Raw genomic sequence first — 15,283 nt, forward strand, 5'->3', positions numbered from 1 at the left:
GTCTGCTTAAACAGGTGGGCGGTGTTGTGCCTATGCTGATCTGACTATGGCGCTTGGGCTTAGCCCTTGGTGCGCATAACGATGGTTAACGCTAAGGAGTATGCAGATGAAAATTAATGCCTATTTAACCTTCGATGGCCAATGTGAGGCGGCGTTTACGTTCTATGCCGACTGCCTGAACGGTAGCCTAGAGTTGATGCGTTTCGGTGAAAGCCCTGAGGCCGAGAATGTGCCGGAGGCGTTTCATGACCGCGTCATCCATGTGTGCCTGACCAGTGGCGATCAAACCTTGATGGGGTCTGACACGTTCCCAGGCACGCCTTATGACGGTATCAAAGGCTGTTCGATTTCCCTGCAGGTTGAGAACGTCCCAGAAGCCGAGCGCTTGTATGCGGCCTTGTCGGCCCAGGGCAGCGTGCAGATGGCCTTGCAGCCGACTTTTTGGGCGACCCGGTTTGCCGTGTTCACTGACCGGTTTGGCGTGTCGTGGATGATCAACTGCAACATTGATGCGCAGATGGGTTAAGCCACAACGCAACAGCCCGGCCATGGGGCCGGGCTGTTATTACGCGGGCTTAAGCTCAGACGACCAGGCCCAGGGCGCGGTCGAGCCGTTCTTCCGGGTCACTGACGGCCCCGAGAAACTCATCGCCCCAGCGGCGGATATCGTTGTAGCTGACGATATCAAACAGTTCACGCAGGCGATCCTGGGCTTCAGCCTTGGGCATGTTCAGCGCCACGTAACAGGTTTGCACCATGTCCACCGGGTCATGCGGGTTGGTCAGCAACGCGCCTTTAAGCTCGGCGGCGGCGCCGGCAAACTCGGACAGCACCAGCACACCGCGGCCACCGAGCAAGCCTTGGGCGGCAACGAATTCCTTGGCCACGAGGTTAAGCCCGTCACGCAGCGGAGTGATCCACATCACGTCGGCCATGGCGTACCAGGCGCTGACTTCTTCGAACGGCAGGCTGCGGAAGAAGAACTGCAGCGGCGTCCAGCCGATACGCGCAAAGCGCCCGTTAATCCGCCCTACAGCCTGTTCGATCTGCCCTTGCAGCTCGTCGTAGATGGTCATTTCTTTGGCCGCCGGTACGCAGACCGTAACCAGGGTGACTTTGCCCAGCAACTCCGGATTTTCTTCCAGCAGCCGTTCATAGGCGTTGAGTTTCTCCAGAATACCTTTGGTGTAGTCGAGACGCTCCACCGAGAGAATCAGTTTGACCGTGCCCAGCTCAGCGCGCAGGCGCGCCATCATCTCCTTGATCTTCGGTGACTCCAGGGCGCTGCTGACGCGGTTGATATCCAGGCCCACCGGGTGTGCACCGAGCTTGACCACCCGCGTACCAGTGTCCACGGCCGTGGTCATGCGCTCCAGACCTACGGCGCAGCCATAGGTGATAAAGCGTGGCGCACAGTTCTGCCGGCTGACGGTTTGCAATGGCATCACACCGCGCGCGGCATCGACGAAGTTCTCCACCTGGCGCGGAATGTGGAAGCCAATGTAGTCGCACTGCAGCAGGCTGCCGATGATCTGCTTACGCCACGGCAGTACGTTGAATACATCCGCCGAGGGGAAGTAGGTGTGGTGGAAGAAGGCGATGCGCAAGTCTGGGCGCAGCTCACGCAAGTAGCCCGGCACCATCCACAGGTTGTAGTCATGCAGCCAGACGGTAGCGCCTTCGGCGGCTTCCAGCGCGGTGCGCTCGGCAAAGGCGCGGTTGACCTTGAGGAACACCTGCCAGTCGTCCTCGCGGAACTGTGCGCGCTCCCAGAAGGTGTGCAGGGTGGGCCAGAAGGCTTCCTTGGAGAAACGCTTGTAGAAAATGTCGACTTCTTCTTTGCTCAACGCCACCCGTGCGGCGGTCAGCTTGGGGTAGCGTTCGGCATCCACGGTGGTGTGGCTGTCGAAGGTTTCGCCGCTGTCTTCGTCATGTTCGGCCCACGCCACCCAGGAGCCGGCACGACCGTCACCGAAAAAGCTCAGCAGGGTCGGGATAATGCCATTGGGCGAGGTCGGGCGACGGCGTTGCAACTTGCCGTCCTTGCCGCGGTACTCTTCATAAGGCAGGCGGTGATAGACCATTACCAGATCGGCTTTGCCGGGCTCGGCAACTTGCTTGCCTTCGGCGGCGATGCCTTGCTTGCCGAGAAAGCCAAAATGCACGAAGGCTTCGAGGATGCCGCCGCAACCGGCGCGCTCGGCATGGAATACCCGCGAGAATTGACGGGTGGCTTGCAGCAAGCCCTCTTCGGATTCGCCCACGCACACGCCCTTGAACTGCCCGCTGAGCATGCTCAGGTCATTCAGGGTATCGCCTGCGGTCAGTACCTGATCGCTGTCCAGTTCCAGCCAGTCGATCAGTGCTTGCAGGCTGCTGCCCTTATTCACGCCTTTGGGCAGAAAGTCCAAATAACGCTCGGCCGAATACAGCAGGTCACAACCCAGGCTCTCGGCAATGCTCAGGAGTTCCGGGTTGGCGGCTTCTGCAGGGCTGCAGAAGTAGGAGCAACGGCGCACTTGCGGTACGTCCTGGCGTTCCAGGGCGAGGTGTTCGATGGCGCTGGCGACCTGGCTGTCACCGGGCCAGAGGGCGTCTACTGCGCTTTGCAGCGGCTGAATCGGCTGCAAGGTGTCGCCATGCACCAGGCTGGCACCGACGTCAGAGATGATGAAGTCCGGTTGCGGCAGGGTTGGGTCGGCCAGCAGTGGCAAGACCGACTCCAGGCTACGCCCGGTGACATAGGCCAGGCGGATTTCAGGGTGGGCGGCGATTGTCTGGTAAAGGCTTAAACGATCCTTGGGATCGCCGCCGAGAAAGGTTCCATCGAGATCGGTGGCAAGTAACATGCGCTGTCCTCCTGTTCTGTTAGTGGGTGCAGTGACACGCCGAGTTAAGTCGACGCGCTGTACCGGACACTCCGCTTCATGCGTGCGCCTCTTTTTACGTCGGAGTCTGCTGCTCCTGGTGTTGAGATTCTTCGGTGGGCTCGGTTGCGTCTGTATGGGGGGTGTCAGGCATCAACTCGAGCACGGTATGGCTGGTACGTAGCATAGGCATAAAGTGCCCTGCCGGTGCGCTGACCAGGTCGCTGACATGGCGCAGGCGATATAAGGTGTAAGCCGCGAGCAGGCCGAGGGTTACCGCGAAATACAGCGGCAGCGCTTGGGCGCCCAGATGCTGCATCAACAGGCCAGCAAGCAGCGGGCCGCAGACCGAGCCGATGCCGTTGACCATCAGCAAACTGCTGGAGCCGGCGAGGATTTCATCACTGTGCAGTTGGTCAATCAGCTGCGCCACGGCAATCGGGTAGATGGCAAAGGTCAGGCCACCCCAGATAAACATCATCCCAAGCAGCAGGGGGCCGGCTGGTAGCAGGCTCATCAGCAGCGCCACCACGACTGACAGGCTGACGACCCAGAGCAGCACCAGGCGACGGTCGTGTTTGTCTGAGTAAATCCCGATCGGCCACTGCAACAGTGCGCCGCCGAGGATGCTGCTACTCATCAACAGGCCCACGCCGGTGGCATCAAAGCCATTCAGGCTGGCATAGACCGGGGCCATGCCCCAGAACGCGCCTAGTGCCAAGCCGGACAAGCCCGCCGCAGCGATTGCCAGTGGCGCAATGCCGGCGATCTGGCGCAGGTTGGTGTGCAAGGTCTCCGGTACGCTTGGCTGAACCTGGCGAGTCAGGGTTATGGGCATCAAGGCTGCGCTGATCAGCATGGCGGCCAGTACGAACAGCACGAAGTCCGTGGGCGACGCCAGGTTGAGCAGCTGTTGAGCGGCCGCCAGTGCGCCAAGGTTGACCGCCATATACACGGCGAATACCTGGCCGCGCTTATCGTTCGGCACCTGGGCGTTAAGCCAGCTCTCGATCACCATATACAGGCTGACCAGCGCCAGGCCGTAGAGCACGCGCAAACCCAGCCAGACCCAAGGGTCGACGATCAGCACATGCAGCAGGGCAGTGATGGCAGCCAGCGCGGCACAAAAGGCAAATGCACGGATATGCCCAACGCGGCGAACCAGCGGAATCGCTAGCCAGGTGCCAAGGAGAAAACCGACAAAGTACCCGGACATAATCAGCCCGAGCATTGAGGTGGAGTAGCCTTCGGCGACGCCACGCAGAGTCAGTAAAGTGTTAAGCAGGCCGTTGCCGAGGAGGAGTAATGCAACCCCTCCTAGCAACGAGCTAATTGGGGCAAGTAAGGTCCGCATAGCGGCCTACCCTAAGCAAGATAGGCCTGCTTGGCAAATCATGGGCGGTCGTTAAGGTGCTGCAGTTATGTTTTAAGTTGTTGTTTTAGTTATATTTATTATCGTTCGTGAGCGTACTAATTATTTTTTATGAGGTTGTTGTGCGGGGCACGGCAAGCAATGCAATTGGCTGCTGCAGGTCGCTGGTCTGGTTGAGGCGTTCGAGCAGCTGGTTGATGGCCTCACGCTCACGACTGTTATGCAGGTGCTGGTCTGCCGTTTCCTGCACGCTGCGTACATGCCTGAGCAGGTCTGTTTTCTGTTGCGCGCGCAGTGGCTGATAAAGCAGGTTCTTGAAGGCCTGTAGCAGCCCGACCAGCACGCTGGCATCAGTGCTGCCGTAGTTGCGAATAGGGCCGAAAACCAGCAGCACTAACTCATCCAGCGACAACTCGTAATGGAACAGGCGCGGCGGCTCATCGTCCAGCAGCGCGAAGTCGAGGTCCGGTAAGGCCAGGCGTTTACTGAACAGCACGCTGAGTAGATCGATGGCGGTAAGCGCGGTGCCAGGGTCGTTGATCCCGGGGCTGAGGGCTTTGACCGCGATTTCGGAGATTTGCGTGCAGCCAAATAGATAGTGAGCGTGGGCGTACTCTTCGATAAAGAAATCGAAGCAGTCGAGCAGGGCGTTGGCGACTTCCTCGTCAACCTCACGCTCCAGTTTGAACAGCGGGCGGCCCGCCATCACGAAAAAGCCACGGTGGATCAGCACGGTCATGCGCAGGTCGTGTTCAACCAATAGGGCGTTGACGGCGCTGCTGTTGAGTTCCTTGAAGTAACCGCTGCGCTGGGCGCGAACGTGCGGCCAGTGCTGATCATCGGGCCAGCTAGGCATGTCTTCGATATCGGCCAGTCGGGCCTCACTGGCGGCAAGTTTTTTCAGGGTGGTGTGGTAGAGGTTGTTGAGGATGTACTCAACCTGAATCGAGCGGCTAATCGAGTGAATAAAGTGCACAAACAGACCGAGGCAGGCAATGCCCATACCCAGCGCAATAAGTACCCCCAGGCTAGGCACTTGGGTGGAGTTACCCTGCTCAATGGTGGTGATCAGCAACAGCGAATAGAGAATGCTGCCGAGGTAAAAGCCCAGGGTTTTCTGGTGGCCCTTGTCACTGATCAGCCCGGGGATCACCCTGGGTGAGAGGGCGGCCGAGGCGTTATTAAGCACCACCATGACCATGGAGAAGCTGAACACCGTCAGCGACAGGATGCCGCCGACCAGGGTGCTGAGAATCAACCGAGCGTTTTCGGCGTTGCGCACCAGGCCCACATCCACCTTGGCTTTCAACGCCATTAGCCAGGGCTGAAACTCGATGCTCATCACCACCAGGCACAGGGCGAAAAAGCCCAAGGCGATCAGCGTCGGATACAGCGCCAGGCTGTGCAGGGTGCGCTGGTAGACGCGGAAGACGATGTTGGAGAGGCGGGACACAGGCATCTCGGCATGGTGGGCGTGCTGCGACTATAGCAAGGCTATGGTCACATGCGCTTAGCTGAGCCCTGGCGCTGCAGGGGCTGGGCTCAGCTGCACTTCAACCTCAGCAGACGCGGGCAATCGCGCTGGCTAATGGCTCTAGGCGATTGGCATCCAGCCCCGCCATATTGGCCCGGCCACTGCCGACCATATACACGCTGAACTCATCACGCAGACGCTGGACCTGCATTGGCGAGAGGCCGGTGTAGGAGAACATTCCGCGCTGTTTGCTGATATGCGCGAACCGCTCTGCCAGTCCGTGGGGCTGCAAGGCCGCAACCAGCCCGCTGCGCAAACTGGCAACCCGTTGCCGCATGCTTTCCAGCTCGCTCATCCACAGTGCTTGCAGCTCGTCGTCAGCCAGGATGCTTGCGACCACTGCCGCGCCGTGGGCGGGTGGCGTGGACCACAGGTTACGCGCAATAAACGCCAGCTGGCTGCGTACATCCTGCAATTTACTGGCACTTTCGGCGCAGACGATCAGCGCGCCGGTGCGCTCACGGTACAGGCCAAAGTTCTTTGAGCAGGAGCTGGTGATCAGTAACTCAGGTAACTCGGCGGCAAACAGACGCACGGCAAAGGCGTCCTGCTCCAGACCATCACCGAAGCCTTGGTAGGCAAAGTCGATTAATGGCAGCAGCTCGCGCGCCTTGACCACGTGCAGTACGCGCTTCCAGTCACGTGGGCTGAGGTCGAAGCCGGTGGGGTTGTGGCAGCAGGCATGCAGCAACACCACGTCGCCTTTGGGTACATGGCTGAGGGCGGCGAGCATCGCTTCGACATTCAGTTGATTGTCTGCGCCGACATAAGGGTAATGACCGACGCGCAAACCGGCGGCAGCAAAGATGCTTTCATGGATCGGCCAGGTCGGATCACTCAGCCAAATGCCGCGCCCTGGCAGGCAATTAGCAATAAATTCGGCGCTCAGGCGCAGCGCACCTGTGCCACCGGGGGTTTGTGTGGCCGCCGCACGCTCTTCCAGTAAATGGCACTCTGCGCCCAGTACCAGCTGGCTTAACAGTCGGCCAAACAGCGCGTCGCCATGGCCGCCGATGTAGCTTTTAGTGGTTTCGCTCTGTTGCAGCGTCAGCTCCGCCAGCTTGACCGCCTGAGGAATGGGCGTGAGGCCTTGAGCATCCTTGTACACGCCAACGCCGAGGTCGAACTTGGCTGGGTTGCGGTCCGCGCGGTAAGCCTCCATCAGGCCGAGAATCGGGTCGCCGGGAACGCGTGCGATTCTGTGGAAGTGGTTCACTTGCGACCCTCGGCGCTGGCCGCCAGCACATCGGTACGCGCAGCCATGATGAAGTCATTGCGGTGCAAGCCGCGCATTTCATGGCTCCACCAGGTCACGGTGACTTTGCCCCACTCGGTGAGCAATGCCGGGTGGTGGCCGACTTCCTCGGCGATGGCGCCGACCGCATTGGTAAAGGCCAGGGCGTGGCGGAAGGTGCGGAATAGATAGGAGCGCTCCAGTTCCATATGATCATCACGCACTTCGATGTTCCAATCCGGGATCTCGCGGATCAGTTCGGCCAGCTCGTCATCGCTGACTTTCGGCGCATCGGCGCGGCAGGCTTCGCATTGGGCTTGGGCAAGGGACATCAGGTTTCTCCAGAATTCGATGGTGAACCGTAGGATGGATGGAGCGTAGCGACACCCATCACATCGGGGAATGATGGGTATCGCGCGGCTCAACCCATCCTACACATGCAGTTAAGCGGCTCTTGGGGCAAATTTTGGCGCGTGCAGGCCCAAACGCATGGCCTGCTGGACCATAGCCATGATGTCTTCGTGAGCCAACTCAAACAGGCGCTTGAGCTCTGGCAACACGAAATACAACGGTTGCAGGATATCGATGCGGTAGGGCGTGCGCATGGCCTCGACGGGGTCGAAGAGCAGTTGCTCGGGCGCATCGGACAGGCAATACAAGGTTTCTTTCGGTGACGAGAGAATGCCGCCACCATAGATGCGCCGACCCTGGCTGGTGTCGACCAGGCCGAACTCGATGGTCAGCCAATACAGCCGCGCCAGGTACACGCGCTCTTCCTTGCTGGCTGCCAGGCCGAGCTTGCCGTAGGTGTGGGTGAACTCGGCAAACCAGGGGTTGGTGAGCAGCGGGCAGTGGCCGAATACTTCGTGAAAAATGTCCGGCTCCTGCAGGTAATCCAGCTCTTGCGGGGTGCGGATAAAGGTGGCTACCGGGAATTGCTTGCTAGCCAGCAGCTCGAAGAAGGTCTGAAACGGAATCAGCGCCGGTACCCGCGCCACCCGCCAGCCGGTGCTGGCTTCAAGCGCCCGGTTAACCTCGCCCAGTTGCGGGATGCGCTCATGGGGCAGGGCGAGCTGTTCGATACCGTCCAGGTATTCCTGGCAGGCACGCCCTTCGATCACCTTGAGCTGGCGGGTGATCAGGGTGTTCCACACCTGATGCTCGCTTTCCGGGTAATCGATAAAGCCACTGTCGTCCGGTTCACGAGCCTGGTATTGCGTGCTCTTCATCGCTGCCTCCTGCTGGGGCTTTGTTGTTGTATTGGAGCTAGAAATACCCCGCTTAGTGCCGCTGCGCAGCGCATTAATAGGTGCAGCGCCGGTGGTATGGGGCGGTATTTTGTAAAGAAATGATTACGTGCTTGGCGATGTGGCGAAGCATCGCCTTGCTGGTGCGCTAATCTGTCACATATTCTTGACGAACAATCCGCTGCCGCCGACGATTCCTCTGCCGCAGCTTATAAAAAAGCCTGATCAGAGCCCTGCCATGCGTATCAAAGTCCACTGCCAGAACCGAATTGGCATCCTGCGTGACATCCTTAACCTGCTGGTTGAGTACGGCATCAACGTCGCCCGTGGTGAGGTTGGAGGCGAGCAGGGCAACGCCATCTACCTGCATTGCCCAAACCTGATCAACCTGCAGTTCCAGTCATTGCGGCCCAAGTTCGAGGCGATATCCGGGGTGTTCGGGGTTAAGCGCGTGGGGTTGATGCCCAGCGAGCGCCGTCATCTGGAACTCAACGCCTTACTCGGTGCGCTGGATTTCCCGGTGCTGTCGATCGACATGGGCGGCTCGATCGTCGCCGCTAACCGCAGCGCCGCGCAGTTGCTCGGCGTGCGCGTGGATGAAGTGCCGGGTATTCCGCTGTCACGTTACGCCGAGGACTTCGACCTGCCGGAGCTGGTGCGCGCCAATAAATCGCGCATCAATGGCCTGCGGGTGAAGATTAAAGGCGACGTATTTCTTGCCGACATCGCACCACTGCAAACCGAGCACGAAGAGAGCGACGCCATGGCTGGCGCGGTACTCACCCTGCATCGGGCCGACCGTGTCGGCGAGCGCATCTATAACGTGCGCAAGCAGGAGCTGCGCGGCTTCGACTCGATCTTCCAGAGTTCCAAGGTGATGGCTGCCGTGGTGCGCGAGGCGCGGCGCATGGCCCCGCTGGATGCGCCGCTGCTGATTGAGGGCGAAACCGGCACCGGGAAAGAGCTGCTGGCCCGCGCCTGTCACCTGGCCAGCCCGCGTGGGCAGTCACCGTTTATGGCGCTGAACTGCGCCGGGTTGCCGGAATCCATGGCCGAGACTGAGCTGTTTGGCTACGGCCCCGGTGCCTTTGAGGGCGCACGGCCGGAAGGCAAGCTGGGCCTGCTGGAACTCACTGCAGGCGGCACGCTGTTTCTCGATGGCGTCGGCGAGATGAGCCCGCGCTTGCAGGCCAAACTGCTGCGCTTCTTGCAGGATGGCTGCTTCCGCCGGGTGGGCAGTGACGAGGAGGTTTATCTGGATGTGCGGGTGATGTGCGCCACCCAGGTTGACCTGTCCGAGCTGTGCGCCAAAGGCGAATTCCGTAAGGACCTGTATCACCGCCTCAACGTGCTCAGCCTGCATATACCGCCGCTGCGCGAATGCCTGGACGGCCTGCCGCCCCTGGTTGAGCACTTTCTCGACCAGGCCAGCCGGCAAATCGGCTGCCCCTTGCCCAAGCTGGCACCAGCAGTGTTGGACAAGCTCAGCCATTACCATTGGCCGGGTAACGTGCGTCAGTTGGAGAACGTGCTGTTCCAGGCGGTATCGCTGTGCGACGGCGGCACGGTCAAGGGCGAGCACATCCGCCTGCCGGACTACGGCGCGCCGCAGCCGCTGGGTGAGTTCTCAGTCGAGGGCGGGCTGGATGAGATTCTCGGGCGTTTCGAGAAAGCCGTGCTGGAACGCCTGTTTCACGATCACCCGAGCAGCCGTCAGTTGGGCAAGCGCCTCGGCGTGTCGCACACCACCATCGCCAATAAGCTGCGCCAACATGGGCTGGGTAAGGAGTAGCGGGGCAGCCACGCCGCTAGGGTTTTGCCGTCGGCGCAGACGGCTAACCGTTAAGCCAGGAGAGGTAGCCACTTCATCCGTGGAAATCACCACTCAGTTGAGCCATAAGCACCTGATACCGCCGCGAAAAATCGCAGCGGGTCAGGCACCGTTGCCTTACCAGTACACGGCATATTGATGGCAGGCCGGTGGGCAAGAAAGCGTTGTCCACCCTACATAGCCATTAACTAATCAACCGTGAGATTGCCCAAAAGCCACGCGGCAGGACCTGCCTAACCCAGCGGGTGATCAAGTCTGCTGGTTGCCGCTCCAGGCACGAAAGACACGTTGGCGCATCGCCTGACGGTCCTGCAGGGTGTTGATGGCCTGCTCTGCCAGGTCGATCCAATAGGGCGCTACAGTGGCTTGGTCTATCGAGGTGTGGGCAGCCAATTCTGCCCAGGCCGCAGGCAGGTGTTTACCGTTAAAGCCGCCGGGTTTGTCGCGGGCCAAGTAGCGCACATGGGTTATGCCAGCGAGCAGAATGCGGCCGTAACACATCAGGCAAGGTTGCAGGCTGGTGTAGAGGGTGAGGGTGCTGCGGTCTAGTTGTGGAAACAGGCTTTCCAGCTGATCAAGCAGCAGCATCTCGGCATGTCCGGCGCTGTTGTAGCGGCCGTCGATAAACACCTGATTGCGCACGCTGCACACTAACTCCTGCGCCTCATTGACCAACACGGCGCCCACGCCATAACAGCCATGCTCCACGGCGACTAGCGCTTGTTCGCAACACAGCCTGGCCCAGGTGTCGGCGGATGTTTGGCTGTGAGGTGCCTGTTCAAGCAAGGCGCTGTGGTGATTATTCATCGGTGTTCCATGAGTTGAGATGCAGTTGCAGTCTAGTCATGTGTGGGCGGGCTGGAGGCCTGCCGGTCTGCGTGGTTTGGATGTGAGCCTATCTGCATTGCCCTACCTGAATTAGGTGTAAGGCGACTCCTTAGGGCGCCGTTTTTTAACGGCGCAAAAGCCATGGGCTGCCCTCAGACTATCGTTGCAGAGCTTTAAGACCATGGTCGAATGGCCCTGTAGGGGTGTGCGGGCTACAAAATGGGGTATAGAACAACAACTACCCATCGAGGTGTTTCTGATGACTGCTGCGTCCTTGTATCCCGTGCGCCCAGAGGTGGCGGCCCAGTCGCTGACCGACGAGGCGACCTATAAAGCCATGTACCAGCAGTCGGTAATCAATCCCGACGGTTTCTGGCGTGAGCAGGCTCAGCGTCTGGACTGGATCAAGCCGTTTACTAAGGTCAAGCAAACCTCTTTTGACGATCACCATGTCGACATCAAGTGGTTTGCCGATGGCACCTTGAACGTCTCTTACAACTGCCTCGACCGTCACCTGGCTGAACGCGGCGATCAAATCGCGATTATTTGGGAAGGCGATGACCCGGCTGACAGCCGCAACATCACCTACCGTGAGCTGCACGAAGAAGTCTGTAAGTTTGCTAACGCCCTGCGCGGCCAGGATGTGCATCGCGGCGACGTGGTGACCATCTATATGCCGATGATCCCGGAAGCCGTGGTCGCCATGCTGGCCTGCACCCGGATCGGCGCGATTCACTCGGTGGTGTTCGGCGGGTTCTCTCCGGACGCCCTGGCCGGTCGTATCATCGATTGCCAGTCCAAGGTGGTGATCACCGCAGATGAAGGTCTGCGTGGCGGCAAGAAGGTCGCGCTCAAGGCCAACGTTGACGATGCCCTGACCAATCCCGAAACGCGCAGCATTCAGAAGGTCATTGTGGTCAAGCGGACGGGCTCCGCGATCAAGTGGAGCCAGCATCGCGATATCTGGTACGAGGACCTGATGAAGGTGGCCGGCAGCGTCTGTGCACCTAAAGAAATGGGTGCTGAAGAGGCGTTGTTTATCCTCTATACCTCCGGTTCGACCGGCAAGCCAAAGGGCGTACTGCACACCACGGGCGGCTACCTGCTGTACGCCGCGCTGACCCATGAGCGGGTATTTGACTACAAGCCGGGCGATATTTACTGGTGCACCGCTGACGTCGGCTGGGTCACTGGCCACAGCTATATCGTCTACGGGCCGCTGGCCAATGGCGCGACCACGCTGCTGTTCGAAGGTATTCCCAATTATCCCGATGTGAGCCGTGTGTCGCAGATCATCGACAAGCACAAGGTCAACATCCTCTACACCGCGCCGACCGCGATTCGCGCCATGATGGCCCAGGGTGATGCGGCCGTGGCGGGGGCCGATGGCTCCAGCTTGCGCCTGCTCGGCTCGGTGGGTGAACCGATCAACCCGGAAGCCTGGAACTGGTACTACGAGAAGGTTGGCCAGTCGCGCTGCCCGATCGTTGACACCTGGTGGCAGACCGAAACCGGCGGCTTTATGATTACGCCTTTGCCGGGTGCCACGGCGCTCAAGCCAGGCTCGGCGACCCGGCCGTTCTTCGGTGTGGTGCCGGCCTTGGTGGATAACTTGGGCAACATCATTGAGGGGCCGGCTGAAGGTAACTTGGTCATCCTTGATTCCTGGCCAGGTCAGTCGCGCAGCCTGTATGGCGACCACGACCGTTTTGTCGATACCTACTTCAAGACCTTCAAAGGCATGTACTTTACCGGTGACGGCGCTCGCCGTGACGAGGACGGCTACTGGTGGATCACCGGTCGAGTGGATGACGTGCTTAACGTCTCTGGCCACCGCATGGGTACAGCCGAAGTAGAGAGCGCCATGGTCGCTCACCCGAAAGTCGCCGAGGCTGCGGTGGTCGGTGTGCCGCATGACATCAAAGGGCAGGGCATCTATGTCTACGTAACCCTGAACCAGGGGCAGGAGCCGACTGAGCAGCTGCGCCAGGAACTGAAGAACTGGGTGCGTAAGGAGATCGGCCCGATTGCGACACCGGATGTTATCCAGTGGGCACCGGGCTTACCGAAGACCCGCTCGGGCAAAATCATGCGCCGCATCCTGCGCAAGATCGCCACCGCCGAATACGATGCACTTGGCGACATCTCCACGTTGGCCGATCCTGGCGTGGTGCAGCACCTTATCGATACTCACCGCGAGATGCAGGCTGCCTAACAGCTGTTACAGCTCCTGCAAGCAACGCCCTGTTTCGGCCACAAGCCGGGCAGGGCGTTGTGCGTTCTGGGTGATTTGCAGCGCGAATGCGCAGTTATCGATTTTCATCTGGGTAGTTGACTGTCACCTGGGCGTAACAGTGCACACTTTTATGAGGTGTACGGGAACGTTTTGCGCCAAAATAGCGCGCCGTTGCGTGTGGCGTGGAAACTCAAAGACGCTATCAAGCCCCTAAAATAGCGGCCTGATCTAAATCGGGCGCGGTAATTGCTTTATTAACAGGTTTACCGTCTTTTCTTTGCCTCATATTTTGTGTGAGCTGTCAATATCCTCGCTATGCCTCTCCGGGTCTTTTGTAATTACTTGTCGCATTGAAGAAATATCGACTTTCGACCTGTCGCTAGAATGCCGCTCACCCGGCTGAGACCGTCTGAGTGCTGTGCACTGCGCAACTAGACACGACTCAGTACAATTCAAGCAGCCTGGATGCGCCACAATGCGCGTTGCCACTGTTCATGCTGTTTGATCTGCACTTAAGCCATACCCATTCGAAGGAGTCATAAGATGAAGAAGATTGCACTTCTCGGCGCGCTGGCGCTGTCCATGCTGTCGCCGCTGGCCATGGCTGAAGAGGCCAAGCCTCTGCGTATTGGTATTGAAGCGGCCTACCCGCCGTTTGCCTTCAAAACCCCTGAAGGTGCCATCAGCGGCTTCGACTACGACATCGGCGTGGCCCTGTGCGAAGAGATGAAAGTCGAGTGCAAGTGGATCGAGCAAGAGTTCGACGGCCTGATCCCGGCACTGAAGGTGCGCAAGTTCGACGCGGTGCTGTCGTCCATGTCGATCACCGATGATCGCAAGAAATCCGTGGATTTCACCGGCAAGTACTACGCCACCCCAGCCAAGCTGGCGATGAAGGCGGGCACCGAACTGAAAGACCCAGCGGTCGACCTCAAGGGCAAGAAGATTGGCGTGCAGCGCTCCTCTGTTTATGACCGTTTCGCCACGGACGTGTTTGCCCCTAACGGCGCTGAGATTGTGCGTTACAGCTCGCAAAACGAAATCTTCCTTGATCTGACCTCTGGCCGTTTGGATGCCACCCTGGCTGACTCGGTGAACATAGACGATGGCTTCCTGAAAACCGACGCAGGCAAAGGTTTTGCGTTTGCCGGCCCGGACTTCACCGACGTTAAATACTTCGGCGAAGGCCAAGGCATTGCCGTACGTAAGGGCGACAAGGCCCTGGCTGAAAAAATCAGCGCCGCCATTTTGGCCATTCGTGCTAATGGCAAATACAAAGAAGTGCAGGACAAGTACTTCGACTTCAACGTCTACGGCGACTGATTGAGTTCACCCAGTCGTCTTCACTGAGAGTGGCGTAAACCCGTATTACCCTGAGGTTTACGCCACTTTTTCGTTGTACTCCCAGGCGCCGACCGGCGTTTGCATGAGGTAATCAGAGCATGCTCAACGGCTACGGCTCGACCATTCTAGAGGGTGCCTGGCTCACCCTTAATCTGGCGCTGACCTCGATGGCGGTGGCGGTGACACTGGGTTTGCTCGGTGCGGCCTTTCGCTTGTCGCCCATCAAGTGGCTGGCGCTGCTGGGTGAAACCTACGCCACGGTGATTCGCGGGATTCCCGATCTGGTGCTGATTCTGCTGATTTTTTACGGTGGTCAGGACGTGGTCAACCGTCTTGCGCCCATGTTTGGTTACGACGATTACATCGACATCAACCCGTTTATCGCCGGCGTGTTCACCATGGGCTTTATCTTTGGTGCTTACCTGTCGGAGACCTTCCGCGGGGCCTTTATGGCCATCCCCAAAGGTCAGGCTGAAGCCGGTGCGGCCTACGGCATGAGCGGTATGCAGGTGTTTTTCCGCATTATGGTGCCGCAGATGATTCGCTTCGCCATACCCGGCTTCACCAACAATTGGCTGGTGCTGACCAAGGCCACTGCGTTGATTTCTGTGGTCGGCCTGCAAGACATGATGTTCAAAGCAAAAAGTGCCGCCGATGCCACCCGCGAGCCGTTCACTTTCTACCTAGCCGTAGCGGCCTTGTATCTGGTGCTGACCAGCGTGTCGTTGCTGGCTCTGCGTTACCTGGAAAAACGTTACTCGGTCGGCACTAAAGCCGCTGATTTGTAAGC

12 protein-coding genes are annotated in these 15,283 nt (G+C 59.2%); 5 read left to right on the forward strand and 7 right to left on the reverse strand.

The window, feature by feature from the left end; all coding sequences use genetic code 11:
• Nucleotides 1–106: 106 nt before the first annotated feature.
• Nucleotides 107–526 (forward strand): VOC family protein, encoded by a 420-nt coding sequence (locus Q0V31_RS14695; protein ID WP_298188649.1) that lies wholly within the window; start codon nt 107–109, stop codon nt 524–526.
• Nucleotides 527–581: 55 nt separating this feature from the next.
• Here the strand turns inward: Q0V31_RS14695 and ggpS are convergent, their stop codons facing one another.
• The 6 genes from ggpS to phhA all read right to left on the reverse strand — a co-directional run bounded on the left by ggpS (nt 582) and on the right by phhA (nt 8,236).
• On the reverse strand, nt 582–2,849 hold the full coding sequence (ggpS, locus tag Q0V31_RS14700; protein ID WP_298188650.1) for a glucosylglycerol-phosphate synthase: 2,268 nt from the start codon (nt 2,847–2,849) through the stop codon (nt 582–584).
• 94 nt (nt 2,850–2,943) lie between these two features.
• Nucleotides 2,944–4,221: an MFS transporter gene (locus tag Q0V31_RS14705; RefSeq protein WP_298188653.1), complete on the reverse strand. Its 1,278-nt coding sequence runs from the start codon at nt 4,219–4,221 to the stop codon at nt 2,944–2,946.
• Nucleotides 4,222–4,348: 127 nt separating this feature from the next.
• A complete protein-coding gene (locus tag Q0V31_RS14710) occupies nt 4,349–5,692 on the reverse strand; it encodes a DUF2254 domain-containing protein (RefSeq protein ID WP_298188655.1) in 1,344 nt (447 codons plus the stop codon).
• A gap of 106 nt (nt 5,693–5,798) precedes the next feature.
• Nucleotides 5,799–6,989, reverse strand: coding sequence for an amino acid aminotransferase (locus tag Q0V31_RS14715; protein WP_298188657.1), 1,191 nt, complete (start codon nt 6,987–6,989; stop codon nt 5,799–5,801).
• Entirely contained in the window at nt 6,986–7,342 is a 357-nt protein-coding gene (locus Q0V31_RS14720; RefSeq protein ID WP_298191082.1) for a 4a-hydroxytetrahydrobiopterin dehydratase, read from the reverse strand. Before Q0V31_RS14720 ends, Q0V31_RS14715 begins: the two co-directional genes overlap by 4 nt.
• 108 nt (nt 7,343–7,450) lie before the next feature.
• Nucleotides 7,451–8,236: a phenylalanine 4-monooxygenase gene (phhA, locus tag Q0V31_RS14725; protein WP_298188660.1), complete on the reverse strand. Its 786-nt coding sequence runs from the start codon at nt 8,234–8,236 to the stop codon at nt 7,451–7,453.
• Nucleotides 8,237–8,492: 256 nt separating this feature from the next.
• On the opposite strand from phhA, the gene Q0V31_RS14730 reads away from it, so the two are divergent.
• Nucleotides 8,493–10,046: a sigma-54-dependent transcriptional regulator gene (locus tag Q0V31_RS14730; protein ID WP_298188662.1), complete on the forward strand. Its 1,554-nt coding sequence runs from the start codon at nt 8,493–8,495 to the stop codon at nt 10,044–10,046.
• Between the two features lie 288 nt (nt 10,047–10,334).
• On the opposite strand, the gene Q0V31_RS14735 is transcribed toward Q0V31_RS14730, so the two are convergent.
• The gene (locus Q0V31_RS14735) at nt 10,335–10,892 is read right to left on the reverse strand and encodes a nucleoside deaminase (protein WP_298188663.1); all 558 of its coding nucleotides are present in this window, start codon (nt 10,890–10,892) and stop codon (nt 10,335–10,337) included.
• Nucleotides 10,893–11,172: 280 nt separating this feature from the next.
• On the opposite strand from Q0V31_RS14735, the gene acs reads away from it, so the two are divergent.
• From acs to Q0V31_RS14750, 3 genes are all read left to right on the forward strand, one after another.
• Complete coding sequence (gene acs / locus Q0V31_RS14740; RefSeq protein WP_298188665.1) at nt 11,173–13,128, forward strand: acetate--CoA ligase; 1,956 nt, start codon at nt 11,173–11,175, stop codon at nt 13,126–13,128.
• A gap of 564 nt (nt 13,129–13,692) precedes the next feature.
• Nucleotides 13,693–14,472 (forward strand): ABC transporter substrate-binding protein, encoded by a 780-nt coding sequence (locus Q0V31_RS14745; RefSeq protein WP_298188667.1) that lies wholly within the window; start codon nt 13,693–13,695, stop codon nt 14,470–14,472.
• A gap of 119 nt (nt 14,473–14,591) precedes the next feature.
• Complete coding sequence (locus Q0V31_RS14750; protein WP_298188669.1) at nt 14,592–15,281, forward strand: ABC transporter permease; 690 nt, start codon at nt 14,592–14,594, stop codon at nt 15,279–15,281.
• Nucleotides 15,282–15,283 lie beyond the last annotated feature (2 nt).

This window comes from uncultured Pseudomonas sp. (assembly GCF_943846705.1).
GTDB lineage: Bacteria > Pseudomonadota > Gammaproteobacteria > Pseudomonadales > Pseudomonadaceae > Aquipseudomonas.